Annotated in this window: 20 protein-coding genes; 5 read left to right on the top strand and 15 right to left on the bottom strand. The window is 53.9% G+C overall.

Translation table 11 applies throughout. The features are described from left to right. Positions 1-36: 36 nt before the first annotated feature. The 11 genes from hflX to miaB form a co-directional block, all read right to left on the bottom strand. A complete protein-coding gene (gene hflX / locus HGBM_RS00875; protein WP_019119218.1) occupies positions 37-1,332 on the bottom strand; it encodes a GTPase HflX in 1,296 nt (431 codons plus the stop codon). Between the two features lie 75 nt (positions 1,333-1,407). Continuing rightward, entirely contained in the window at positions 1,408-2,370 is a 963-nt protein-coding gene (locus tag HGBM_RS00870; protein WP_035286251.1) for an AAA family ATPase, read from the bottom strand. 129 nt (positions 2,371-2,499) lie between these two features. Continuing rightward, positions 2,500-2,739 (bottom strand): RNA chaperone Hfq, encoded by a 240-nt coding sequence (gene hfq / locus HGBM_RS00865; protein WP_019119216.1) that lies wholly within the window; start codon positions 2,737-2,739, stop codon positions 2,500-2,502. 29 nt (positions 2,740-2,768) lie between these two features. Then, positions 2,769-3,722, bottom strand: coding sequence for a tRNA (adenosine(37)-N6)-dimethylallyltransferase MiaA (miaA, locus tag HGBM_RS00860; protein WP_019119215.1), 954 nt, complete (start codon positions 3,720-3,722; stop codon positions 2,769-2,771). Position 3,723: 1 nt separating this feature from the next. Continuing rightward, positions 3,724-4,509 (bottom strand): class I SAM-dependent methyltransferase, encoded by a 786-nt coding sequence (locus tag HGBM_RS00855; protein WP_019119214.1) that lies wholly within the window; start codon positions 4,507-4,509, stop codon positions 3,724-3,726. 58 nt (positions 4,510-4,567) lie between these two features. After that, the gene (gene mutL, locus HGBM_RS00850) at positions 4,568-6,535 is read right to left on the bottom strand and encodes a DNA mismatch repair endonuclease MutL (protein WP_019119213.1); all 1,968 of its coding nucleotides are present in this window, start codon (positions 6,533-6,535) and stop codon (positions 4,568-4,570) included. Positions 6,536-6,551: 16 nt separating this feature from the next. Further along, positions 6,552-9,113: a DNA mismatch repair protein MutS gene (gene mutS / locus HGBM_RS00845; RefSeq protein ID WP_019119212.1), complete on the bottom strand. Its 2,562-nt coding sequence runs from the start codon at positions 9,111-9,113 to the stop codon at positions 6,552-6,554. A gap of 2 nt (positions 9,114-9,115) precedes the next feature. Further along, positions 9,116-10,465: a putative amidoligase domain-containing protein gene (locus tag HGBM_RS26155; protein ID WP_019119211.1), complete on the bottom strand. Its 1,350-nt coding sequence runs from the start codon at positions 10,463-10,465 to the stop codon at positions 9,116-9,118. A 108-nt stretch (positions 10,466-10,573) separates the two neighbouring features. Beyond that, positions 10,574-11,137, bottom strand: a complete 564-nt coding sequence (gene cotE, locus HGBM_RS00835) for an outer spore coat protein CotE (RefSeq protein WP_019119210.1) — start codon at positions 11,135-11,137, stop codon at positions 10,574-10,576. Positions 11,138-11,285: 148 nt separating this feature from the next. Continuing rightward, the gene (locus HGBM_RS00830) at positions 11,286-11,732 is read right to left on the bottom strand and encodes a YlbF/YmcA family competence regulator (protein ID WP_019119209.1); all 447 of its coding nucleotides are present in this window, start codon (positions 11,730-11,732) and stop codon (positions 11,286-11,288) included. 4 nt (positions 11,733-11,736) lie between these two features. After that, complete coding sequence (miaB, locus tag HGBM_RS00825) at positions 11,737-13,248, bottom strand: tRNA (N6-isopentenyl adenosine(37)-C2)-methylthiotransferase MiaB (RefSeq protein ID WP_019119208.1); 1,512 nt, start codon at positions 13,246-13,248, stop codon at positions 11,737-11,739. Between the two features lie 209 nt (positions 13,249-13,457). Between miaB and HGBM_RS00820 the strand changes: the two genes are divergently transcribed. From HGBM_RS00820 to cbpB, 4 genes are all read left to right on the top strand, one after another. Then, positions 13,458-14,708 carry an S-layer homology domain-containing protein gene (locus HGBM_RS00820; protein ID WP_019119207.1) on the top strand — a complete coding sequence of 417 codons (1,251 nt, stop codon included), beginning with the start codon at positions 13,458-13,460 and terminating at the stop codon, positions 14,706-14,708. A gap of 185 nt (positions 14,709-14,893) precedes the next feature. Then, positions 14,894-15,709: a lipoate--protein ligase family protein gene (locus HGBM_RS00815; protein ID WP_035286248.1), complete on the top strand. Its 816-nt coding sequence runs from the start codon at positions 14,894-14,896 to the stop codon at positions 15,707-15,709. 30 nt (positions 15,710-15,739) lie between these two features. Further along, the gene (locus tag HGBM_RS00810; RefSeq protein WP_019119205.1) at positions 15,740-16,879 is read left to right on the top strand and encodes an acyltransferase; all 1,140 of its coding nucleotides are present in this window, start codon (positions 15,740-15,742) and stop codon (positions 16,877-16,879) included. Positions 16,880-17,068: 189 nt separating this feature from the next. Continuing rightward, positions 17,069-17,506: a cyclic-di-AMP-binding protein CbpB gene (gene cbpB / locus HGBM_RS00805; protein ID WP_019119204.1), complete on the top strand. Its 438-nt coding sequence runs from the start codon at positions 17,069-17,071 to the stop codon at positions 17,504-17,506. Positions 17,507-17,569: 63 nt separating this feature from the next. Here cbpB and HGBM_RS00800 read toward each other — a convergent pair whose 3' ends face one another. Both HGBM_RS00800 and mnmM read right to left on the bottom strand, forming a co-directional pair. Continuing rightward, positions 17,570-18,688: a YheC/YheD family endospore coat-associated protein gene (locus HGBM_RS00800; protein WP_019119203.1), complete on the bottom strand. Its 1,119-nt coding sequence runs from the start codon at positions 18,686-18,688 to the stop codon at positions 17,570-17,572. Between the two features lie 141 nt (positions 18,689-18,829). Further along, positions 18,830-19,384 carry a tRNA 5-(aminomethyl)-2-thiouridylate-methyltransferase MnmM gene (gene mnmM / locus HGBM_RS00795; RefSeq protein WP_019119202.1) on the bottom strand — a complete coding sequence of 185 codons (555 nt, stop codon included), beginning with the start codon at positions 19,382-19,384 and terminating at the stop codon, positions 18,830-18,832. Between the two features lie 149 nt (positions 19,385-19,533). Between mnmM and HGBM_RS00790 the strand changes: the two genes are divergently transcribed. After that, the gene (locus tag HGBM_RS00790; protein ID WP_019119201.1) at positions 19,534-20,577 is read left to right on the top strand and encodes a YkvI family membrane protein; all 1,044 of its coding nucleotides are present in this window, start codon (positions 19,534-19,536) and stop codon (positions 20,575-20,577) included. A gap of 56 nt (positions 20,578-20,633) precedes the next feature. Here HGBM_RS00790 and HGBM_RS00785 read toward each other — a convergent pair whose 3' ends face one another. Beyond that, positions 20,634-21,500, bottom strand: coding sequence for a 2-oxoacid:ferredoxin oxidoreductase subunit beta (locus HGBM_RS00785; RefSeq protein ID WP_019119200.1), 867 nt, complete (start codon positions 21,498-21,500; stop codon positions 20,634-20,636). Continuing rightward, positions 21,472-23,250, bottom strand: a complete 1,779-nt coding sequence (locus tag HGBM_RS00780; protein ID WP_019119199.1) for a 2-oxoacid:acceptor oxidoreductase subunit alpha — start codon at positions 23,248-23,250, stop codon at positions 21,472-21,474. Before HGBM_RS00780 ends, HGBM_RS00785 begins: the two co-directional genes overlap by 29 nt. Between the last annotated feature and the right edge of the window lie 34 nt (positions 23,251-23,284).

The raw sequence follows: 23,284 nt of genomic DNA, 5'->3' as shown, positions 1-23,284 counted from the left end.
AAGCAAAAAGCGGCTGGCCGTCAGCCGTCCGCTTTCTCATTCATACTCTTCAACAGATCGGGGCAGGTCCACTCGAAACGATTGAATCCGTCCGTATACGGGATTCTCTTGATTGATTCGCGCCTTGATCAGGTACGCGCCCGCCGTTTCGGAAAATTGCTGCTCCAGCTCGATTCCCTCTCGATACAGCAGCGACAGGATATCTCCCCGCTCCGCCGGCACCTGCAGCGTCATCTCCTGATACGACTTGCGCACATAGCGCTCGATGAGGGCAAGGAGCCGCCGCAGATCTTCATCCGAGAGCGCAGAGATCGTAATCGCATTCTCCATCCGGGGAATGTAGGAGCCGGGCATCACCAGATCTGCCTTGTTGAAGACGATGCACTGCGGAATGGTTTCCGCCTTCAAGTCCCGCAGCACCTTTTCCACTACTTCCAAATGGATTTCAAAGTCGGGGTGATGAGCGTCGACTACGTGCAGAATCAAATCGGCTTCCTTGACCCCCTCCAGCGTGGAGCGGAAGGCGGCTACCAGCGCCGTGGGCAAATCTTGAATAAAGCCGACCGTATCGGTCAAAAAAACGTCCATCCCGCCGGGCAGGCGTAGCTGGCGGGTAGTCGGATCAAGCGTGGCGAACAATTTATTTTCCTGCAGAGTGTCAGCATTTGTCAAGCGGTTTAACAATGTCGATTTGCCGGCATTGGTATAGCCTACCAAGGCGATCTGAAAGACGTTGTTCTTCTTCCGCCTTTCCCGGTGCAAGCTGCGAGTCCGCACGACGTCCGCCAGTTGCTGTTTTAGTTCACTGATCCGCCGGCGGATGTGGCGCCTGTCGCTCTCCAGCTTGGTTTCACCCGGACCCCGGGTGCCGATCCCCCCGCCCAGCCTCGAGAGCTGCTTGCCCTGCCCGGCAAGCCGGGGCAGCAGGTAGTTGTACTGGGCCAGCTCAACCTGTATCTTTCCCTCGCTGGAGTGGGCCCGCGAGGCAAAAATGTCCAGGATAAGCTGGGTGCGGTCGATCACCTTGCACGAAAAGGCAGCTTCCAGGTTGCGGTTTTGGCTGGGTGAAAGCTCATCGTTGAAGATGACCACATCCGCCTCAAGCTGACTTGCTCTCGCGGCAATCTCTTCTATTTTTCCGCTGCCCAGATACCAGGCCGGGTCGATTCGCTCGCGGTTCTGGGTCATGACCTCCAGCACCTCAACGCCGGCCGTCCGGGCCAGCTCGTGCAGTTCTTCGAGCGACAGACGGGAGCGTTCCTCATCGCGGTGATCAAGCAGGCAGCCCACCAATATCGCTGTTTCCCGCGTTTTGATCTGTTCCGTTCTCATGTATCTACGTCCTTTCCAAGCGCTATCCAAGGGCGTCTTTGCGTATGCTTTCCAGTGTACCACAATCCTCTGCCGTCATTGCTGAAAGACAAAATCCTCGGCTGCCAGCTGCAGCAGCTCATCCCTGGTCGGAGCGTTCACGGCCAGCAGCCGAACGGCCTGCTGCCTGATCGCATCTTCGATCGCGTTTCGGATGAAACGGGCATTGCTGAAATTGCTGCAAAACGGGTCGTTCCGGCTTTTGGTGATGTGTTCTCTCAGTTTCTCCTTCGCAGGCGGAGTAAGTTGGTACTGTTTGTTTTTCACGATTAATTCAGAAATCTCCATCAGCTCATCGATGCTGTAGTCTTCAAAGCTTAGTTTGATGGGAAAGCGGGAGGGAAGCCCCGGGTTCAACTCCATAAAAGAGTCCATCTCATCGTGGTATCCGGCGAGAATGCAGATAAAATCGTTTTGGTGATCTTCCAGGGCCTTCGTCAGGCAGTCAATCGCCTCTTTGCCAAAATCCTTTTCTCCCCCGCGGGCAAGCGAGTACGCCTCGTCGACGAAGAGAATCCCGCCCAGCGCTTTCTTCACCAATTCCCTCGTCTTTTGCGCAGTATGGCCGATGAACTCGCCAACCAAATCCGCCCGCTCCACCTCGATTAAATGCCCTTTGCTCAAAATCCCCATTTCCTTGAAAATACGTCCAAAAATCCGAGCAACCGTTGTTTTACCCGTACCCGGATTTCCCTTGAAAATCATGTGATACACCTGTTTTTCAACCTTCAGCTCCTGCTTCGTCCTCTCCTTGTTGATTCGAAGCAGGGCGTATATATCGTACATCACCTTTTTTACCTTTTTTAATCCGATCATCTGTTCCAGTTCGTCGAGAACGGCGGTCAAATTCGGACTGGCTGTGACCCTTACGGCATCTGCCAGCGTTCCCGGCGGCTTCACTCTTTGCGGACGGTTTAACACGATCTGAATCCGGTGGGGATGTCTGTTGATCACATCCGTCGTATCAGCTGACGAGTTTGGTGACTCCTTCACAAGCATCACCTGCCTTTGTGTCATACCATTAGTATACTCGTCAGGCGTGAAAACCTGCGCGAAAATTTGCCCGGGCGTTTGGCGCTCGGACATGAAAAAGCCCGGAATCTGCGAGAGTTCCGGCCTTATCATCTGTCACTGCTGATTGTTTTCCGCTGCCATCAGGGAGACAGGTCGCTGCGGGGTAAACGTGGAGATCGCGTGCTTGTAGACAAGCTGCTGTTTTCCATCCGTATCGATTACGATCGTAAAGTTATCGAATGCTTTAATGTAGCCCCGCAATTGAAAGCCGTTGACCAAGTAAATGGTAACCGCGATATTTTCCTTACGCAGATGGTTTAAAAACGTATCTTGGATGTTGATCGTCTGTTTCATGGTCAATACCCCCTAAAAGGACTTGTAAGTTATATATTCGGCAGTTGGTGAAACTTTCCTGCCAATGTTTGGGTGATTCTCTCCACTACCGATGAATATTCTTCTGGGTCGGTAACGTCGAACCAATGGATTTCCGACATTCGCCGAAACCATGACAGCTGACGTTTGGCAAAGTGACGGGTGCGCTGCTTGATCGCGGCCACCGCCTGTTCCAACGAAATTTCACCGTATAAATACGGAACCAGTTCCTTATAGCCAAGTCCCTGCATCGACACCGCGGACGGGTCCAAGCCGCGGTCGAGTAGCTGCCGGACTTCCTCGACAAGACCGGCCTCGATCATCTGATCGACGCGCCTGTTAATTCGTTCATACAACACGGCGCGATCCATCGTCAGCCCGATCATGACCAATTGGTAAGGGGAATGCTCCGCCCGTACCTGAAAATCCGACATGCGCTGCCCGGTGACCTGGTAAATCTCGATTGCCCGAATTACCCGTTTTCTGTCGTTGGGATGCAGCCGTTCCGCGGTAAGCGGATCGATCGCGGCCAACTGTCGGTGCAGCGCCTCCACTCCTTCCAACTCTGCAATCTTCTCGAGCCGCTGACGCAATTCAGGATCTTGCCCAGCTTCTGAAAAGTGAAAGCTGTGTGTGACTGATTCTATGTAAAGTCCGGTACCGCCGACGATAAAGGGCAGTCGGCCGCGCTCGTTGATTTCCGCAATGAGCTGCCTGGCCATCGCCTGGAAGTGGGCCACGGAGTATTCTTCATCCGGATCGATAATGTCGATCAAGTGATGCGGAACCATCCGGCGCTCCTCAGGCGTCGCTTTCGCCGTGCCGATGTCCATCTGGCGGTAGACCTGCATGGAATCTCCCGATATGATTTCGCCGTTGAACGTCTGAGCCAGCCTCAAACTGAGTGCCGTCTTGCCGACAGCAGTAGGCCCGACAATCACCGCCAATTTTTCCTTCTCTTGCACGTCACTCCCCTCCAGTTACCTCTCTATAGCTGTACACAACCTGATGTTCCTTTTTCCGGTATGGCGTGAACCCAAACTGCCGGAAGTACTCGCTCGTCTTCCCCTCTTTCAACACCACACGCCTGCGGGCAACACGGAGGGCCTCTTGCACCACCTGTTTTGCAAGCGGCTCCTGATTGGCAAGCGGGCGAAGTGCGGCGATCCCGCTCGAAGCGTCAACACCGACCTGAAACATCGGGTCAAAGTAGACGACGTCCCACGAACGGTCAGGCTGCTGCCGGAGAAACGCGTAATGGTCGGCGGCGACTACCTCCACCCGCCTCATCGCTTGGATCAGCGCTTCCGATCCCTGACTCCAGCGGCGCAGTCCGTCCTCTACCATCAGCGCCACGGTCCGCTGCGACTCAATGCCGACAACTCTGCCCGACTGGCCGACCGCATAAGCAAACACGATGGCGTCAGCCCCCAGACCAAGTGTAGCATCCAGCACACCATCTCCTGGTTTTATTTGGCAGGCAGAGAGCATAGTATCAGTATCGCCGCGCTCAAGCCGCTTTATACGGAATGCAGCCGTATTCGGATGAAAAAAGAACGGTTGTGCACCCGGCGATTCGAGCCGCACTCCTTTTGCCGAGACGACGATGATCTCATCTGTCCCGCTGCGCCGCCTGAGTGCCGCCAGTGAATCAAACCGCCGCGGTACGATCGGGATTCCGAACCGCTTGGCCAGTGCTTTGGCGTGTTCCAGTGTCTCTTCGCTGGGTTCCAATCCCGTTGTCAGGATCAAGCTGCATCACCCGTTTCAATAATAGCATGTTATGGAGATGAATCTAATAGATATATCGTCACATCACCCGCTTAAACATTTTTTCCAATTCATAGGTAGAAAAGTGGATGATGATCGGCCTGCCGTGCGGGCAGGTAAAGGGGCTTTTGGTCATCCGCAAGCGCTCGAGCAGTGCCTCCATCTCCGCGTGGGTGAGAAAGCGGTTGGCTTTAATCGAAGCCTTGCAGGACATCATGATCGCCGCTTTCTCCCGCATTTCCCGGATATCGATGCGGGCCTGCTCGCCCGCCTCCAAAACGAACTGGATCAGTTCGTCGATGACTTCCAATTCGCTGCCTTGCGGAAACCAGGAAGGGTGAGCCCTGACGATGAACGTCCGACTTCCGAACCACTCCGCCTCCAACCCGAGCGACCGCAGCAGTTCCAGCCGTTTCAACAAGCGTGCCTCTTCCGCCGCCGTGCATTCCACGGTGTGGGGAAACAAGAGCAGCTGGCTGGATGCGCTCTCCTCCTGCAGCTTCTCCATAAAAAATTCGTAGTAGATCCGCTCCTGTGCCGCGTGTTGGTCGATCAGGTACATCCCGGTCTCATTTTGCGCGACAATATAGGTCCCATGTACCTGTCCGACCGGGTATAACATCGGGATCGCAGCCGCCGCCTCGGCGGCTTCCCCCGCAGACGCACTCCCCTGGGCCGCAGACGCTTCCGCATCGAACGCCGCATCATCTGCAGCCGCGGAAGCTGCCTGGACAGACGGTTCTGCCGCCGCAGCTGTTTCGGCTCCGCTGTGCGCGGCTTCTACCTGCAGTTCCGCAGAGGGCTGCTCCGTAACCCCGCTCTCTTTTACCAGGAACCTCTCGCGAACCTCCGCCTCTGTCGGCAGCTTGCGGGATTGACCGAACACGGCACTGTCTATTTTTTCCATCTTCACCGCAGGCCTGGTATACCCTGCCGGGTTCAGCTCCAACTGCGGCTGGAACAGGGACTCGCCTCGTCCCCGTCCCCTGCGCTCCGCCTGCAGCGGCTGCACGATTCGCAGGCCCTGGCGGAGCGCCGTCCTTACCGCCGTTTCGATCGCCTCGCACAGCTCCTGCTCTTTGCTGAACCGCGCCTCCAGCTTTGCGGGATGCACATTGACGTCGACGAGTGTCGGATCCATTTCCAATTGCAAGGCCACAATCGGAAACCTTCCAACAGGCAAAAGCGTGTGGTAGCCGCGCATGATCGCATTGGTCAGCGGGTAACTGCGAATGTACCGCCCGTTGACCAGCGTGGAGATATAGGAACGGTTGGCTCTCGTCACTTCCGTCTTGGCGAGATACCCGCTCCAGCGAAAATCGAGCGTCTCCCCGCTGACCGGAAGGAGCAGCTTGGCTACCTGGACGCCGTAGATCGCCGCCATGACATGCAGCAGTTTGCCGTCTCCGGAGGTTTGCAGTATCATTTTCCCGTTGTGGGTAAGCGTAAAGGCTATCCCGGGGTAAGCCAGCGCCAGACGGTTCACAAAATCGGAGATATGTCCGATCTCGGTGGAGATCGACTTCATGTACTTCAGCCTTGCCGGCGTATTGAAAAACAGATCGCGAATGACGATTTGGGTTCCCTGTACGGCAGCAGCGTCAGTCACGCTTTGCACCTTGCCGCCTTCGACCACGATCTGCGTTCCCACTTTGCCGCTTGCGTCCGTGCTGGTCAGCTCCACGCGGGCGACGGAGGCGATACTCGGCAGCGCCTCGCCGCGAAACCCCAGCGTGCGAATCTGAAACAGATCGCGCGTAGTGCGAATCTTGCTGGTCGCATGCCGCTCGAATGCGAGCAAACAGTCGCTGCGCTCCATCCCGTGTCCGTCATCGACGATCCGGATGGAACCAAGCCCGCCTTCCTCGACGTGGATTTCGATTCGCTTCGCCATTGCGTCGATAGCGTTTTCGACCAGTTCTTTGACCACGGAGGCAGGGCGTTCCACCACTTCACCCGCGGCGATCATGTTGCTCAGCTGATCGTCCATCACCTGGATTATTCCCATCTCCTCCGCCTCCTTGTCACTTTCCGTTCAATGTTTGCTTCCACTCTGACAGCAGCAGCATCGCCTGCAGCGGCGTCAAGTGGTTGATGTCAACCGAGCGCAGCTGGTCAAGCACTTCCGCCGCCTGCGGATCGAAAGCAGGCTCCGGCTTCTCTTCAGCCGCCGCGGCAAACAACATGTCGAGTGTCATCTGCTCCGGTGCGGCCGCGAATTGCTTTGCCTCCAGTTCATGGAGAATCTGGCGGGCCCGGGAAATGACGGAATGCGGCATCTCGGCAAGCTCTGCTACGTGGATGCCGTAGCTTTTGTCAGCTCGTCCCTCGGCGATTTTGTGCAAGAACAGGAGCTTCCCTTCTCTTTCTTCGCATCTGGCATTGACGTTGACCACCCGCGGCAAGCTTTCTGCCAGATGGGTCAGCTCGTGGTAGTGCGTGGAAAACAGCGTCTTGGCGCCGATCCGGTCGTGGATGTGCTCGATCACCGCTTGGGCCAGCGCCATGCCATCATAGGTCGAGGTGCCTCGGCCGATCTCGTCCAGCAGGATTAAACTGCGGGACGTGGCCTTCACCAGCGCCTGCTTGGTCTCCAGCATCTCCACCATAAACGTGCTGTGGCCGCCGACCAGATCGTCAGCCGCGCCGATCCGGGTAAAGATCTGGTCGACCAGCGAGAGGCTGGCTTCTTTGGCCGGTACAAAACAGCCGATTTGCGCCATGATCGCCATCAGGGCGATTTGCCGCATGTACGTGCTTTTCCCCGCCATATTGGGCCCGGTAATCAGCAGCACTTGCCGCTGCTCCTGGTCGAGGGCAACGTCGTTCGCTACGTACTTTTCCTTGGACAAAACAGCTTCCACCACCGGATGACGCCCTTCCCGAACGACAAATTCGCCGCTTGTGACGATCTGCGGCCGAACGTAGCCGCGTTCATAGCTCACAGTGGCAAAAGACTGCAGCACATCTACTTCGGCCACTCTTTCGGCGAGCGATTGCAATCTGGCGACATGCTGCGCCACTTCGCTGCGAATCTGGACGAACAGTTGGTACTCCAATTCTACCATCTTTTCTTCTGCTTCGAGGATGAGCGCTTCCCGCTCTTTTAACTCAGGCGTGATAAACCGTTCCGCATTGGCCAGTGTCTGTTTTCGCTCGTAGCGCCCCTCGGGAACGTGGGACAGGTTGGCGCGGGAGATTTCGATGTAATAGCCAAACACCTTGTTAAACCCGACTTTCAGGGAACGGATTCCGGTCGCTTCCCGTTCGGCTTGTTCCAACTGGGCGATCCAGTCCTTCCCTTCCCTGCTGGCAAGCTGCAGCTTGTCCAGGTAAGCGTCGTAGCCGGGGCGGATCAGGCCGCCTTCGCGTACAGAGAGCGGCGGATCGTCGACCAATGCCTGCCGCAGCAGGCGGACGAGGTCGTCACATTCGTCCATTCCTTCAGCCAGCTGCGAGAGCACCGGCAAGCCGCTCATGGCGAGCCTTGCTTTCAGTTCAGGAATGTGTTCAAGGGATACCCGCAGCTGGACCAGATCCCTGGCGTTCGCGTTTCCGTACGCGATGCGCCCGGTCAGCCGCTCTATATCATACACCTCGTTTAGTGCAGCGCGGATATCGGATGTGAGCAGCAAATCTTCATACAGGTGATGGACTGCATCCAAGCGCCGTTCGATCTCGGAGCGATCCAGAAGAGGCCGCTCAATCCAGCGCCGCAGCAGACGGCCGCCCATCGCCGTTTCTGTCCGGTCGAGCAGCCAGAGCAGCGATCCCTTTTTGCTCTTGTCGCGAATCGTTTCCGTCAACTCCAAGTTGCGCCGGGAAAAGGCGTCCAACTGCAAATACTGGGCGGTTTCATACGCCTCCAGCTGGCGCAGGTGGGAGAGGCCCCGCTTTTGCGTCGTACCGATGTACTGCAGCAGTGCACTGATTGCCAATTTTTGGGATTCACCCAGCCCTGCTGTCTGTTCTCCGTACTGACTGTCTGCAAGGCGGGGATCGATCTGGTCCGGCGCCATTTTCATGACCGGCAGGTTCAGCACACCTTCCGCGATCTCTTCTCCGCACAGCACCAGCTCCCTGGGCTGGTACCGCAGCGCCTCTTCCCATACGGCATCCGCACGCGGAGTGGTGACGTACATCTCGCCCGTACTCATATCGCAGGCGGCGATGCTTTCCCGGCCGCCGCTTGCGGCGATGGAGACGATGTAATTGTTTTCCTTGGCGGATAACCACTCGCCTTCCATCATCGTCCCGGGCGTGATCACCCGCGTCACTTCACGGCGGACAACGCCCTTGGCCGCCTTCGGATCTTCCACTTGCTCACAGACAGCCACTTTATACCCTTTTTTTAACAGCTCAGCTATGTATGTATCTGCGGAATGGTGGGGAACCCCGCACATCGGGATTCGCTCCTCCCCTCCGCCATCGCGGCCGGTCAGTGTAATCTCCAGCTCGCGGGACGCTTTTACCGCGTCCTCAAAAAACAACTCGTAAAAATCGCCCAGGCGAAAAAATAAAAAAGTATCGGGATACTCTTGCTTGATCGCCAGATACTGCTGAATCATCGGCGTATATTGTGCCATTGTTACACGACTCCTAGCTTTCCAATCTCGTCCTTTATTATAGCACGGTTATTTGGGGATGTAGAGGGTGAGAGTCCCCAGGCCGGGCGAAAATCCTGCTCGGCCGGCCAGTTCTTCCCGGATGTGAGATCGCGAAAAAACGGTTCCAACACCTGTTCATAACGTCGATACATCGGCAAGCGGGTCAATTCTTTCAGCAAGTCACGCACAACCGGGCGCAAAAAAGCGGTATCCCCTCTGTAATAAGCCATTTGAACGCCCAGATCTGTCGCAGGCATCTGAGTCAAGTGCCATTGCTGATCCGCTACCAGCTTCGCCAAGGTGAGCACCCCTCTGGCTGTCTGAGGCGTGACCAGCCAGCTCGGCAGCGTCCGGTATTCAAATCCGCCATGCGGCTGTTTTCGCACATCTCCCAAAAATCCGTATCTCGGCCGGCGGTCCCGGCTTCCTGAATCTTCCACCAGACAGAGCGGCAGGCTGAGGTAACTGTCCAGCTTTCTCGCCAACTGAAATGTCGGGACAACGCCGCTGAAATGGATGTGTCCGCCAATCGGAAACCCTCGGAACGGCATGCCGCCGGCAATCCATTCCCATGAGCTGTCTATTTTGCTTCGGGCAACTTGCATGGCCCGATAGAGGTGGCGGAGCAGCTGATCCGGTTCGTCAGCGGGTTTGGGGCGAAGCTCGACGAGCGGAAAGTGATTCTCCAGGCGATTTTCCTGCGTCCGGGCAAAGTCGCACCCCGCGATGCCGTGTTTTCCCAAAAATGCGGACGCGATTCCCATTTCGCCCGTCTGGCTGCGCAGGGCAAATTCGGGGTCGGCACCCAGCGTTACGCCAGTCTGCCGCTGCTGTTCATCGCCGACTTGTTGCAGGAAAGTCCGCTGAGCTTCAGCATACACTAATGATAGCTGCTTCGATCGCTCCATCCCGGGATCTACATCCATGACCCGGATCCGGGTCGGCGACAAGGCAGCGATGAGGACCGAACCGTAATCAAGCCCCACAGCATACAAGCTGCGAATTGCACAGGCGATGACCCGCTGGATCTCCGCACCTTCCCGCTCTTCTGTCGGGAGAAAATCAAGCACTTCCGGGCTGATCACCTGCCGCATGAGCCAAACACCCCGGGATTCGGCCAGCTGCATCCCCAATACGTTGCGCTGAAACAGGTGGACCAGGTAACTGCGCTGGGGCCTGTGGCCGGCTTCACCCAACTGTCCGCGTTCCCGGAGCATGCGCGTCGGGATTCCGTGCAGCTTGAGCACGGACATCATCCTGCGATAGTCGCGGCACAGTTCAAGCGCCGACGCGGGGTTAAGCAAAATGGACGTTGCAGTTGCTATTGTCATCCTCTGACTCCCCTCCGCCTACATCCTATGCAAGAGCCCAGCAAGCCGTGAGGGCGCTTTTGCCGATCGACAGCAAGCAAAAAAGAGAGGAGTGTGGTTCTCCTCTCTTTAGTCGAGATCGTCAAACAGGGCATCGGCCGATTCAAAATCGTCATAGTCCTCGCTGCTGTCGCTAAAGTCATCGATGATAAAGTCTTTATCATCACAACCGCCGGAGCAGACGACGACACACATCTTCGTTTCGCCAATGATTTCCACCGCGTACTCCATTTCGATACGGATGGTGACCGTACCCCCGCCGGAAATTTCGGCTTTGACGCATTTCGGCTGCTCAACAGCCCGGGCGATAATCTCCAGATCGCCGCGGCAGTTCGTATCGTAGTAGGAAAGCGGGACTGTCTCATGATAGGAAATCGTTTCTTTCTTTACTTCCGTCTGCGTGTTGTCAGCGAACGAATACCACAAGTTGACGTCACAAGTACCGGTAATTTCAATAGCATCTCCGACTTTTTCCGCTTGGAAACTGTTGTTGATCAGCCAGCATCCCAAGATTGTCGAAGGTGTATGAGATGGCAAAATGGTCTGTGTCGTAGTGGAGTATTTCTGGCCTTTGCCACATACGGCTTTTGCGATGAGTTCCCGGCACTGCAGGTCTTTATCTATACCCGACATTTCGTTACCTCCTCCATACAACGTTTCTGTACATTTGTATGCAGGTCATTCGTCTAGGGTGCAAGAAAAGCTCACGCCGAGTTTTGAAAAGCCCGTTTGTGACAAAGACCGTTTGTGAAAAGACCGTTTGCCGAATGCTGCAAGCCCGTCAGCAGCCGCAGCAGCTGTCCGAATCCTTGCGCTCCGGCCCTCCCCCCGTCTGTCCCGTCAGCGGATTGCCGCCGGTGTCCAAGATAATCCGCTCGGACACCGTGTTCGTGATGACGTGTGTCACCATCTGCAGCAAATCGTTCACATCCATTTGCGATTGCTTAAACTCGGCAACGATGGGGATGCTGTCCAGCTCCTCATGCAATTGGTTGTACTCCGCCTCCACCTTCTTGGCCATCTCCTGATTGTTCATCGACTCAAACATCACGAGTTCTTTCTGTTTCCGTTTGAGCTGGCTGATCAACTCCTGCACCCGTTCATTGTGCTTGATCTGCTGCTCCGCCCGCTTGTAGAAGTCTACTTCCTTCGACCGGGCAATCAGCGCGGCCAATTCACGCGCCCTCGCTAAAATATCTTTATCCGTAATCATCTGGTTTTGTTCCATGATCCTACACTCCTACCTTTGTCACGATTTCACCATGCAGTGTCCACGTCTTCGCTTCCGTGATGCGCACGTGCACAAACTGGCCGATCAGGGATTTGTCGCCTGCAAAGTGGACGAGCTTGCCTGTGCGGGTGCGGCCGGACAGGACATCGGGGTTCGTTTTGCTTTCCCCTTCGACGAGCAGTTCCACTACTTCGCCTTGCAGCGCGAGATTTTTTTCCAGACTGATGCGATTTTGCAGATCCATCAAGCGCTGCAGGCGTTGTTTTTTCACTTCGTGCGGGACGTTGTCCTCCATGACCGCTGCTGGTGTCCCTTCGCGAGGGGAATAGATAAACGTGTAGGCCGAATCATAACCTACTTCTTCCACCAAAGAGAGCGTCTCTTCGAACTGTTCTTCCGTTTCTCCGGGGAACCCGACGATGATGTCTGTCGTCAAGGCAGCATGGGGGATGGCGGCTTTAATCTTGCGCACCAACTCGAGATAATGCTCCCTGCTGTACTTCCGGGCCATTTTTTTCAGGACCTCTGTACTGCCTGACTGCACCGGCAGGTGAATTTGCTCGACCAGGTTGCCGCCTTTGGCCAGCACCTCGATCAGATGGTCGTCAAAGTCGCGCGGGTGGCTGGTGGTAAAGCGAATCCGCGGTATGTCGATCTTGCGCAGATCGTCGAGCAAATCGCCAAAGCCGTAGGTGATGTCCTCAAAGTCCTTGCCGTAGGCGTTGACATTTTGTCCGAGCAGCGTAATCTCCTTAAAGCCCTGCCGCGCCAATTCCCGCACTTCGGCAATGACGTCGTCCGGACGGCGGCTTCGCTCTTTCCCCCGCGTATACGGAACGATGCAGTAGGTGCAGAATTTGTCGCAGCCGTACATGATATTCACCCACGCCTTGATGCTGCCCTCGCGAAGCTTCGGCATATTCTCGATGATGTCTCCCTCTTTGGACCACACCTCGACGACCATTTCCTTGCTGAACAGCGCGTCTCGCAGCAAATGCGGCAGACGGTGGATGTTATGCGTCCCAAAAATGAGATCCACGTGCTGGTAACTCTTTAGGATCTTGTTTACGACGCTCTCCTCCTGTGACATGCATCCGCAGACACCGAGAATCAGGTTGGGGTTGTTGTACTTCATCCGCTTCATGTGGCCCAATTCGCCAAACACCTTATCCTCGGCGTTCTCGCGAATGGCACAGGTGTTGAACAGAATGATGTCAGCCTCTGTCTCATCTTTGGCAGGAGCGTACCCCATCTGTTCCAGAATGCCGGAGATCGTCTCGCTGTCGTGCTCGTTCATCTGGCATCCATACGTGCGAACCAGGTAACGCTTTCCTCTTCCGATCCCTTCCATATCCTCCGGAATCGAGAAGTTGTAGTGGACGGTAACCTCTTCCTTTCCGCGCTTCTTCGCCTCTTTTAACGAAGGGGGCTGAAAATAGATCGAGTAATCTTTCTTGCTTTTCGACTTCTGGGCGGATTTTAAGTCCGGTGTCGAACTCCCCGATGTTGTCATGATCTATCACCTCAATATGATTGTTAATGGGTTCACATCAAGACATTATACCACAACTGCCGGCCGGACACCTAGAAACAGCATTGAACGGCTGGGAATGTATTATTTTTCAGGATCGTTTGATTGCCGTCCATTTTTTCGGGGACTTGCAACTTTCCCTCGTCCGGCGACGTCTAAAGGAGCAAATCACCACATTCAAGGAGGAACCCATGCGAAAACTTGCGTTATTCTTTCTCGCCGGCTTGTTGTTGTTTGCGATGATGCCGTTTGCACAGGCACAGGCCGCAACAAAGACATTCAAAGACGTGCCGCGCAGCCACTGGGCCTATGAAGCCATCTCTGCCATGGCCGAAAAAGGGATAATCCAAGGGTACACCGATGGCACTTTCCGGCCCAATAATAAAATCACCCGCGCGGAATTTGCCAAAATCATGATCGCGGCAGCAGATATCGAGATCAACAGGTCCAATTCAATCAAACAGACATTTAAGGACGTGGACCGCAACCACTGGGCGTTTTACTATGTTGAGCTGGCCAAAAATTACTTGACCGGCTACAAAACAGGTACGACCTATCTGTACAAACCTGATGAATACGCCGTCCGGGAAGATATCGCTGTCGCCCTCGTACGGCTGATGGGATACGATCAGAGCAAGAAAGCAGATCTGTCGATTTTATCGCGCTTCCGCGATTATTCCAAGATATCGCCGAACCTGCAGCCGTTTATCGCAATCGCTGTTCAAACCGACTTGATCAAGGGCTTTGACGACAGGACATTCCGGCCCCAGGACCCGATTACCCGTGCGGAAGCCGCTTCCCTGTTGTACCGCGCCGGGTTGGATGAGACAAAGGTTGTCTTCCCGCCGGACGATTCGACAAAACCGAAGCCGGAAGATCCGAAAAGGCCGATCTCGATTAGCGACTCCTTCTCCGGCAAGAACCTCGACAATTGGCTGACAAAGGATGCAACCGGAAACTGGGGAGTGATCGGCAACCGGGCAACCGCTGTATCCAATGACTCCAACCTGTATCACTACTTCCTGCCATTAAAATGGAACGAATCGGCCAATCCCGAAAATTACGAGCTTCAGATTGACGTCATTGCAGACGGAACAGACGGCTTAGGCGGACTCTTCTTCAACGGCAAGGACGGCGAAGCTGATGTGGTGACGATCGGCAAAAAGGCAATCACCGTCTCCCACGTCAAGGATGCAAAGAACAAGAGTACAACCACATTGGCAACCTTCGCCTACAAGCTGCAAACCACCAACAAACTGAAAATCACGGTAAACAAGGACAGTTACGAGATTTCTGTGAACGGTTCATTTGTCTTTGGCCAGCAGGATTATCCGATTGACGGAACATCGCTCGGCCTTTATCTGCACAAGGACGCCACCAAAGATGTACCGGACAAAATGACCTATTTTGATAACTTCCAATTTAAGGAAATTACAAAGTAAGCACATGCGCTCAGGCCGCTTCTTTTCGGAAGCGGCTTTCCTGTTTTTCTTGGTTATGAAAAATTCACAACTAGAAAAAATAAAAGGGTACGTGTATAATAGTATCCGACTTTTGCCGGTCAAGTCGGCATTTTGGAAGGAGTATTGCCTTGTCTGACCTTCGCGTTCCGCTACCTTTTCGCTGGATGGACTCCGGGATCCATACGGCGAGCCCAATAGATCCGCTCGCCTTCGATGAAGCCTTGGCCAACAGCCTCGGCAGACCGGATGCCCAGCCCATTATCCACTTGTGGGTATACGATCGCGCTCTCTACCTTGGCCGCCGCGATGCGAGGCTGCCCCATTTGTCACGGGGGCTGAAATTTGCCGCCGAACGCGGATTTGGCTGTGTGCTGCGCTCCTCTGGCGGAGCGTGTGTCCCGCTCGATGCCGGGGTGTTGAATGTGGCCATTCTCTTGCCCGATACACGCATTTCCATCGACGATTTCTTTCGCCTCGCGGCAGCGATCATCAGCACAGGGCTCCAGGCTTACGGCCCGGTAGAAATCGGGGAAGTGGCGGGTTCTTACTGTGCCGGCGACTACGACTTCGCGATCGGCGGTAAAAAGCTGGGCGGTATGGCACAGCGGCGCACCAGGCACGGATCCATCCTGCAGCTCTGCATCAATGTAGAAGGAAGCGGACTCGAACGCGGAAAACTGATGGACAATTTCTACAGGGAGGCCGGACTGGCCGAGATGATACAGAACAAACCGATTCCCCGGATTGACCCGGGGACGATCGGCAGTATATCGGAGTTGACTGGCCGGGCTGTGACGCTGCCAGAGGTAAAAGAACAGCTATTCGTCGCTTGCCGGAAATTCTGGGCAGTAGAAAAGGTCCCGTTTTCTCTGCCAGTTGCAGACTTTTCAGAAGCACGTGCACATCTGACTGAACGCCTCGGTCTTTACGGATACTCGAGCGAGGAATTAAAACGGGCCGACTCACTGTCAATCGGTTGACATTTTCATCGTAAAAGGAGGGGAGGATCCATGGTACAGAATCGCAGAGGCTCGTTTACAGACGTGAATGGACTTTTTGTCTTCGGTGCCTTCACGGTATTGGTGATTCACATCCTCGGTTTTTTCATCGCAGCGAGCCAGGACTTTCCGGGAAATTACGATGCACAAGCCCTCTCCATCATCTTGTTGCGGTTTGGTCGTGCTCTCTTCATTTTTGGGACCGGTTTGCTGATGTTCTACTGGTACGCCAACCGGGAAGTGGATTGGCGCAAATTTTGGCGGAAGCGTTGGATCAATGTGCTGGTTCCGTACCTGATTTGGACAGGGATTTACACCTGTGTCCGCTTTCAGACCCTGCAGCCGGAGATTATCGTTCCCGAATTTTTGAAGAGCGTCCTTACCGGGAGCGCTTTTTACCATTTGTACTACATCCCTTTGTATCTGCAGTTGAACGTTTTATTCATGCTTTTCAAACGGGTGATCGAACAAAGGCTGCGCTTTGTTTGGGTACTGCTTGTCTTCGCCGCTCAAGCAGCCCTGTACGCCTGCTACCGGTACGTATTTGTCACGCCGGGCGTCCCCATTGATTGGAATGCATCGGCTGTGATGTCGTTTCTGCAGGAGATCTACAACTATGGACAAAATTACGCTTTTATGTACGTCTTTTACTTTCTTCTCGGCTGTTATGCCGGGCTGAACATCGACAAGTGGCGGATATGGGTTTACCGCTTCCGATACGTTTCCTTGCTGCTGTTCATCGGGTTTACGGCCGTTATTGCCGGGAGTTACCTGACAGACCGGATCAGTTACGAAGAAGGTCTCAACATCTTCAGTCCGCTCTACCTGTCCTATACGACCAGTTTTATCCTGGCATCCTACCCCTTCCTCGCACATCTCGGGAGGCTGCCAGTCATCAGCGGATGGCTCGCCAAGCTGGCCAAGTACAATATGGCACTGTATCTGGTTCACCCGATGATTCTGTTTTTGCTGGAGAGTTATGTCATCTACCGCCTGCCCTGGTCGACGCCGGCGCTCATCGCCGCCATGTTTTTGGTTACTGTCCCGGCCAGCATCTTCCTGTATCAGCAGACATCGATCGCATTTTGGCTCCAGCGAAAGCAAAAGCGGAGCAAACGGCAAACGGCAACGGTGCGTTCCTATCAAACCTGAATGCCTCTTTGCCCTGACGAGAACTCAAACCTTGATCCACCGCCTGGCGTCCGCCGGGCATTGTTTTGTTTTGCTGTTTGTAAGCCCTTTCAATTTAGGTTTTTTTTAGAGGCTCTTGCACTTTACAAACCTACGCATACAACGTATGATGAAGCGGGAGCTAATTTGCTTGCAAAGGAAGTGAAAGTTGTGAATCATCCACAATTCAGCCGGCTGCTTGAACATGAAATTAGCGAACTCATGATTCCAGCATCAAAAGTAGCTCATGTACAGCTTGGAAATTCTCTGGAACATGCCCTTTTGGTGTTGATTAAATCCGGCTACTCTGCTGTACCGGTACTCGATCTCGATTACAAAATCCACGGACAAATTAGTACAACCCTGATTATGGAGTCCATACTTGGCATTGAACGAATTGAATATGAAACGCTGCATGAACATAAAGTTGAGGAAGTAATGAACCCGAAAATCCCTCGAATCAGACAGCAGGAAAATTTTATGCGGGCGCTTGAGCTTTCCATTAACCATCCGTATGTTTGCATAGAAGACGATCAAGGCGTCTTCCTCGGTATCCTCACCCGGAGAGCGATTTTGGCGATCCTGTATCGGTACTTCCGGGAGAGTTAATTATCGGAAGAACCGTTCAAAACGGCAGGGATGATTTGCTCCCTGCCGTTTTTACTTATCCGGCTACAGTGAAGGGCTCTCGTCATCATCCAGCGAATGCGCATGCAGAAGCGGCTGTGAGATCGGCCTGCACTCCAACAAGCTTTTCCCGTACTCCAAAGGGGTTTGGTAGGTCTTCCTGAACATGCCCAACTCACCCGCTTTAAAGAAAGAATAACGCTGATCCCGTACGTTCACCTCAATCAAGTAAGGGTTCCCTTCGAGGTCAATGCCCATGTCAATACCGATATCGGCGAGTGAAGGGCTGGTCAATTCAAGCTGTTTGGCTATGAGAATGCCAACTTTGGCGATGTCCAATTTGATCTTCCTGACTTCCGCCTCAGAAAACAGCGAAAGCAGGACCGTGTCGAGCTTTTCGGCACTTCCTCCCTGCGCCAGGTTGCTGAGTTTGTTATATCGGTTTGCCAGCTTGGCTACCATTCCCGAAACCGACCACAAGCGCTTCCCATTTTTCTGTATCGATACCCGAATGTCAAACGTTCTTCCCTTGTACAGCGCCAGTTTTATCCCCTGCTGGATGAGAAATCTGCGGTTCCCCACCCATTTTCCCACCTGTTGGCGAAAAGCGCTTCGGAGAAACGGTTTCTGCTGGATCGACGAAGACGTCCAAAGGAATGCAGGGCCGCTGCGTTCTATCCGAACGACTCCTTGGCCAACCGAACCAATGACCGGTTTCAGGTAGACAACCTGGTAGTGGTTGAGAAGATCCATGAGTCCATTCCATGTGTATGTTCTCGAGATTGGAAGATGGGGGCGCAATGCGGGATTGCTGTGCAACAATCTGTAGACTTTCCACTTGTTCCGCACAACGAGGCCGTTATACACCCGTCCAATCGTCCCTAACTTGCGGATTATCTGCTTCGTACGCGGGTTTCCTTCCAACACGCGGTTATGGATCACTCTTGGAATTTTTACTTTTTTGCGGACCAACCGGCCTCTCACGAGAACAAGCCCTCTTACTTCCCTGGTTTTCAAGTTGGCCTGGCAAGGATGAAAAAAAATAGGCTCAAGCCCTAATTTTTCGCCTATCAGCTTGTAGTAGCTGAGCCGCTCATAAGTCTGCTTTCCCGCCAAAGCCAGCTGCAGCACCTTCCAATCGAGCATAACACCGATGTTTTTCACATTGATTCCCCTCTTGCACCAAAGATAGAAGGAATATTGACTGCTTGTTACAGGGTATGTTGCATGCATAGCAAAAGAGTGCCTATTTTTTGTCTCTGTTTTTGTCGCTTTGTGCGCTTCCCCGGGAAACGTCAGCTGCGCCTACCGACATTCGATTGCCAGCAAAAAGGGGGCCTGGTTTTGCTGGTTCAGGTATTGGTATCTCAAGACGAGGTACTTGGTTTGATCCAGCGTCCGACAGTAGTTTTCCACGGCTTCTTTTTCCACTTTTCCGGCTGAATGCCCCCAATAGACGACGACTGTCATGACGCCGCCGGGCCGGAGTGACTCCAAGCCGGCCCCGATAGCCCGGATCGTGCTCTCTGCCTCTGTCGTAACGCGCTTGTCTCCCCCTGGAAGGTAGCCGAGGTTAAACATGACGGCACCTACCTTCGCTTCAACCTCGCTGATCTTTTCATGACTTTCCATGTGAAGCTGGACGCGGGCCAGGACGCCTTCACGCTCCAGCCGCAGCCTTGTCTTTTCGATGGCCTCCTGCTGGATGTCATATGCGATAACAAGGCCCGTTTCGCCGACCAGTTGGGCCAGAAACAAGGTATCGTTGCCGTTGCCCATCGTCGCATCAATGACTGTCTCGCCCGGACTGACCCGTTCGCGGATCAATTGTCTTGCCACTTCCAGTACATTTGGAAACATCTTCTTCTCTCCTTCCCGGTTACGTGCAGACCGCTGTCTGCACATGCTGGTTCACTATCGGTTGTCTACTCATTCTGGGTCAGGTGCATGAATGGCAATACCTGGTCATAAGATGGGAGTAATAAGGGACAAGAGGCAGGAGGCCAAACATGCCAAGCACATGGAAACAAAGCTTGCAAATTGCTTCTACCTATATCGGAACAGTGGTCGGCGCCGGCTTTGCATCCGGACGGGAGATTATCGAGTTTTTCGTGCAATACGGCACACAGGGACTGATCGGGATCTTCCTGGCAGCTTTGCTCTTTTCCTGGAGCGGCGTGCAGGTGATGCTGATCGCCCACCGTCTGCAGGCAAGCTCCTATCATCAGGTCAGCACGTATCTGTTCGGCAAGGCGCTCGGTACCCTCTTTAACATCGTCCTGATCGCCGTCATGCTGGGAACGACTTCCGTTTTGCTGGCGGCCAGCGGTGCCGTCTTCGTCGAAACCTTCCAGGTTTCCGCACAGATTGGCATTTGGTTTAGCATGGTCTGTATCTTTCTGGTTGCAGCCAACGGATTAAAAGGCATCCACTCTGTAAACAGCCTGTTCGTTCCCACCCTCATCTTGTTTACACTGTTTGTCTTTCTCTACAACCAGCCGTGGCGGATAGCCGAGGGCGACTCCTTCATCCTCGAGGTGATCAAACCGTGGATCTGGTTAAAATCCCCCTTGTACTATGTAGCGCTCAATGTCTGCCTCACCCAAGCCGTGCTCGTCCCGATCGGCAAGGAAAGCAAAAGCGAGCGACCCTTGATTATCGGTGGGCTGCTCGGCGGATTGGGGATTGGACTTTTGCTTTTTCTCTCGTACTGTTCCATGCAAGTGCACTTGCCCAACGTCCTGCTGGCGGAAATGCCCAATATCTACATGTTATCCGGTGTGGGAAAAGGCATCTCCATTGCCTTCGCCCTGCTCGTATACGCTGAGGTATTCTCTTCATTGGTTGCCAACGTATTCGGTCTTGCCCAGCAAATGAATCGATGGGTCCCCGTCTCCCCTTCTCTTGTGCTGCTCGGCATATTGGGGATCAGTTACCTGATCAGCTTTGTTGGATTTTCCAGTCTGCTCACTTTATTGTACCCGCTTTTCGGGCAGATTGTCGTCTTCTTTTTGCTGATGCTGGCCGTTCGCCAGTGGAGGTACAAGTATTAAGATTATCCTGTAAGAAAAAAACGCCCCCGCAATACGGAGGCGTCCGGAAGCTGAGGTTACGCGAACTCAGCCATCAATTTATCGAACTCTTCAGCAGACAAGCGAATATCTTGGTTTGCCAACCCTTGTTCCTTAAAACCGGGAACAAGCGCCTCATACGACGGCTGCTCTGTGTCTTGGTAAATCAATCCAGTGAGCATGCCTTTATTCGCCATCGAATAAGACATCGCCTTGATCCGGTCATGCGGATCATACCCTTCGATGCTCTCAACCGGTACGATGTTTTCCTTGAACCAGTCGTACGTGTTGATCTTGTTATAGGTGACACACGGGCTGAAGACGTTGATCAGGGAGAAGCCTTTGTGTTTGATCCCTCTTTCGATCAAGTCAGTCAAACCTTTCAAGTCGCTGGAGAAAGATTGGGCAACGAAGGTTGCTCCGGCCGACAGCGCCAGTTCAACCGGTGTAACAGCCGATTCGATCGATCCCGCCGGCGTCGATTTGGTGACAAACCCGGCCGCCGAACGCGGAGAGGTTTGTCCTTTGGTCAAGCCGTAGATTTGGTTGTCCATTACGATATAGGTAATATCCATGTTGCGGCGAATCGCGTGGATCGTATGTCCCATCCCGATGGCAAAACCGTCGCCGTCACCGCCGGCAGCGATAACCGTCAGTTCCCGGTTGGCCATTTTCAGGCCTTGCGCAATCGGCAGTGCGCGTCCGTGAACGCCGTGGAACCCGTAGCAGTTCACGTATCCAGAGATACGTCCAGAACAACCGATTCCCGATACAACCGCCAACTGTTCCGGTTCAAGACCTACGTTTGCAGCTGCACGCTGAATCGAAGCTTGTACGGTAAAGTCGCCACAGCCTGGGCACCAGTTTGGCTTAACATTATTGCGAAACTCTTTGAACGTCGCCATGTTTGATCAGCCCCTTAATTCCATTATAAACATCAGACGGCAAGAACGGATTTCCGTCGTATTTCAATACAGATTCAATCTTGTCGGCGTTGCCCACATGCAGCTTCAGCAGATTTGCGATCTGCGCAGTTGCGTTGTGTTCCACGACGATTACCTGTTTTGCGCTTTCCACCAAAGGTTTGATGACCTCTGTCGGGAACGGATGCAGCAGGCGGATTTGGCCGTGGTTGACCGAGATGCCTTCCGCCTCAAGCCGCTCTCTCGCTTCCTCGATCGTGCCGCCTGTAGAGTTGATGCCCAGTACAAGCACGTCAGGATTTTGGTGCGGAGCGTTCATCACGACAGGGTTCGGGAATTTCTTCACCAGGTTGTCAAGTTTGCGCAAACGCTTGTTCATCTGGTCAACGTGGTTTTTCGGACCTTCGTTTGGTCGTCCGATCTCGCTGTGCTCAACGCCAGTTACGTGGTGCAAGCCGTACTTTTGACCAGGGATCGGCCGCGGAGAGATTCCGTCTTCCGTCAGCTCATAGCGTTTGAACTGTTCGTCCGGACCGATTTCCGGAAGCTCCTGGCCAGCCAAAAGCTTGCCGCGGCGGATCTCAACCCGGCTGAAATCAAGCGGCTCTACAGTTTGCTTGCCAAGCGACAGCGCAATGTCCGTCAGCATAATGACAGGTACCTGGTACTCTTCCGCGATGTTAAAGGCCTCAACCGTATCGTAGAAGCATTCTTCGACAGTAGAAGGAGCCATGACGACTTTCGGAATTTCCCCGTGGGTTCCGTGGATCATCGCATTGATGTCGGACTGCTCAATCTTGGTCGGCAATCCGGTGGACGGACCGCCCCGCTGCGTATCGACGATGACTACTGGCGTCTCCGTCATACCGGCAAGGCCGATCGCTTCCATCATCAGGGACAGACCGGGACCTGCAGAGGCTGTCAGCGTACGAATGCCGCCGTAGCTTGCGCCGATTGCCATCGTGATAGCGGCAAGCTCATCTTCGGTCTGAATGACGGTACCGCCAAATTTCGGCAATTTTTTAATCAAGTATTCCATAATCTCGGAAGCAGGGGTGATCGGATAGGCCGGCATGAAACGGACACCAGCGGCGAGACAGCCCAAGCCAATGGCGTCGTTGCCGATCATGAACAGACGTTTTTTGCCGTCGGCTTTTTCCAATTGGAATTCCGGCAATTGCCCGCCGGTCAAGCCAGCGACGAATTCCGCACCGCGGGAAATGGCTTCCATATTCTTTTCAACCACTTTTTCCCCTTTGCGCAGGAACATATCCTCCACAATATTACGGAAGTTTTCTACCGGTATTCCCAATATCGCACTAGTCGCCCCGATTGATACCATGTTTTTCATCAGAGACGTACCAAGTTCATCAGCAATTTGTGTCAACGGCACTACAAACAGACGTACAGGTTTAAGCCCCTCCGGAAGAGTCGGATTAAACTTGGCGTCTGCGATGATGATGCCGCCTTCGCGAAGTTCGTGAGCATTCAAGTCGATCGTCTCTTGGTCGAACGCCACCAGAATGTCGAGAACATCGGATACAGCCCGCATCGGCTTGGTACTGACGCGGATTTTGTTGTTGGTATGCCCCCCCTTGATCCGGGAAGAGAAGTGACGATAGCCATACAGGTAATAACCCATACGGTTCATTGCTGTGGAGAAGATTTCACCAGTACTTTCGATACCTTCCCCTTGCTGTCCTCCAACTTTCCATGAAAGTTGACTAATCATGTAATTCCACTCCTTTAGCGACTGTGAAAGGCGT

The sequence above is a fragment of the Brevibacillus massiliensis genome, from assembly GCF_000311785.1.
GTDB classification, from domain to species: Bacteria; Bacillota; Bacilli; order Brevibacillales; family Brevibacillaceae; genus Brevibacillus_C; species Brevibacillus_C massiliensis.
The sequence above is the reverse complement of the archived record's forward strand: the minus strand, read 5'-3'. Positions and strand labels throughout refer to the sequence as shown.

Coding starts and splice junctions, on each gene's coding strand:
- HGBM_RS00780 (WP_019119199.1), bottom strand. CDS start 23,250: ATGATTAGTCAACTTTCATGGAAAGTTGGAGGACAGCAAGGGGAAGGT.
- mutL (WP_019119213.1), bottom strand. CDS start 6,535: ATGGGAATAATCCAGGTGATGGACGATCAGCTGAGCAACATGATCGCC.
- HGBM_RS00810 (WP_019119205.1), top strand. CDS start 15,740: ATGGTACAGAATCGCAGAGGCTCGTTTACAGACGTGAATGGACTTTTT.
- cotE (WP_019119210.1), bottom strand. CDS start 11,137: ATGTCGGGTATAGATAAAGACCTGCAGTGCCGGGAACTCATCGCAAAA.
- HGBM_RS00815 (WP_035286248.1), top strand. CDS start 14,894: ATGGACTCCGGGATCCATACGGCGAGCCCAATAGATCCGCTCGCCTTC.
- HGBM_RS00790 (WP_019119201.1), top strand. CDS start 19,534: ATGCCAAGCACATGGAAACAAAGCTTGCAAATTGCTTCTACCTATATC.
- mnmM (WP_019119202.1), bottom strand. CDS start 19,384: ATGTTTCCAAATGTACTGGAAGTGGCAAGACAATTGATCCGCGAACGG.
- hflX (WP_019119218.1), bottom strand. CDS start 1,332: ATGAGAACGGAACAGATCAAAACGCGGGAAACAGCGATATTGGTGGGC.
- HGBM_RS00870 (WP_035286251.1), bottom strand. CDS start 2,370: ATGCTTGTGAAGGAGTCACCAAACTCGTCAGCTGATACGACGGATGTG.
- HGBM_RS00830 (WP_019119209.1), bottom strand. CDS start 11,732: ATGGAACAAAACCAGATGATTACGGATAAAGATATTTTAGCGAGGGCG.
- HGBM_RS00785 (WP_019119200.1), bottom strand. CDS start 21,500: ATGGCGACGTTCAAAGAGTTTCGCAATAATGTTAAGCCAAACTGGTGC.
- hfq (WP_019119216.1), bottom strand. CDS start 2,739: ATGAAACAGACGATCAACATCCAAGATACGTTTTTAAACCATCTGCGT.
- miaB (WP_019119208.1), bottom strand. CDS start 13,248: ATGACAACATCGGGGAGTTCGACACCGGACTTAAAATCCGCCCAGAAG.
- HGBM_RS26155 (WP_019119211.1), bottom strand. CDS start 10,465: ATGACAATAGCAACTGCAACGTCCATTTTGCTTAACCCCGCGTCGGCG.
- HGBM_RS00820 (WP_019119207.1), top strand. CDS start 13,458: ATGCGAAAACTTGCGTTATTCTTTCTCGCCGGCTTGTTGTTGTTTGCG.
- mutS (WP_019119212.1), bottom strand. CDS start 9,113: ATGGCACAATATACGCCGATGATTCAGCAGTATCTGGCGATCAAGCAA.